Source organism: Streptomyces phaeoluteigriseus (genome assembly GCF_001896135.2).
Classification (GTDB): Bacteria; Actinomycetota; Actinomycetes; order Streptomycetales; family Streptomycetaceae; genus Streptomyces; species Streptomyces phaeoluteigriseus.
On sequence record NZ_MPOH02000081.1, the window covers coordinates 1 to 1,148 of the forward strand.

Sequence of the window (1,148 nt, forward strand, 5' to 3'; positions counted from 1 at the left end):
GACCCGGCTGCTGGACCTGATCATCACACCGGGCCCGTCCCCGCCGCCGTCAGGACGAGTTCGCGCTCGACCGGCCGAAGAACTCGATCTCCGCGATGGCCACCTGCTTGCTCGCGGAGGCCCCGTACGCCGACTCCAGGGTGAAGCGGACCTTCGTCACCTCGCCGACGCGGAACGCCCGTCGCTGGCCGCCCGCGCTCTGGTCGAGCGTGAGGTTCCGCGTCGTCGTCCTGCCGTCCTTCGTCGTGATCGTCACCTTGATGCGGTGCGGCAGGGCCGACTGGGAGAGTTGATCGGCGCGGGTCGACGTACCCGGTGTGATGATCAGGTCCAGCAGCCGGGTCGGCTCGGCGAACCGGGCCTCGATCCACTGCCCCTCGCCGGACTGCGTGACACCCGGCCCCCACCAGGTGTTGTTCACCTTGTCGAAGAGCAGGTCGGGCTTGTGGCCCGGGTAGGAGCGGGAGGCCGCGAACTGGTCGGGGGCGACCGGGGCGCGCTTGGCGAAGTGGTCGCGGGTGGCCTGGACCCAGCCCGGGGCGCTCACCCCGACCCAGATCAGCAGGCTCAGGACGGCGGCGGCCACCACCCACGTCAGGATCCGGTCGAACGTGCGCCGCAGCCGGGGCCGGTCGCCCGCCCACGGGGTCTCACGGTTGCGGAAGTCCAGCACCCGGCGCCACCACGGGCGGTGCCGGGCCGAGCTGTCCTCCGTCCTGGTCATCGGCATCGCGCACCGCGTGCAGTAGTGGCGGTCGGGGCGGTTGGGGGTCGAGCACCAGGGGCACGGCACGCCGTTCTCGTCACCCTGCTGCGGACCCGGCGCCCGCACCTGCGGACGGTCCGCCACCGGCCGACCCGGCAGCACCGGCGAGACCGACGGGGGCGGCGTGGGCCGGGCCTCCGGGTCGGCGACGGGGACCAGGAGGGAGCGGGCCCGCGCGTTCATCGCGTCGGCGTCGGCAGCGTCGGCGGCGGCGGTGACCTCGGGGGTCGGCACCGTGGGAGCGGTGGCGGCGGGCACGGGCTCGGTGGGCGCGGTGTCGTCGGACGCGGGGGACGGGCGGCAGGGGGGTTCTCCGCCGTGTCCTCGCTGTCGGAACCGGCCGGGGCGGCCGGGGCGGCGGGGGCGGCGGGGTGTCAGCGTA

At 74.9% G+C, this 1,148-nt stretch carries 1 protein-coding gene; it reads right to left on the bottom strand.

Going from position 1 to position 1,148, the window contains the following annotated elements; all coding sequences use genetic code 11:
- Window positions 1–49: 49 nt before the first annotated feature.
- Window positions 50–1,148, bottom strand: a 1,099-nt coding sequence (locus BM536_RS39105) for an NADase-type glycan-binding domain-containing protein (RefSeq protein ID WP_245874059.1), incomplete at its 5' end; no start/stop codon positions are given.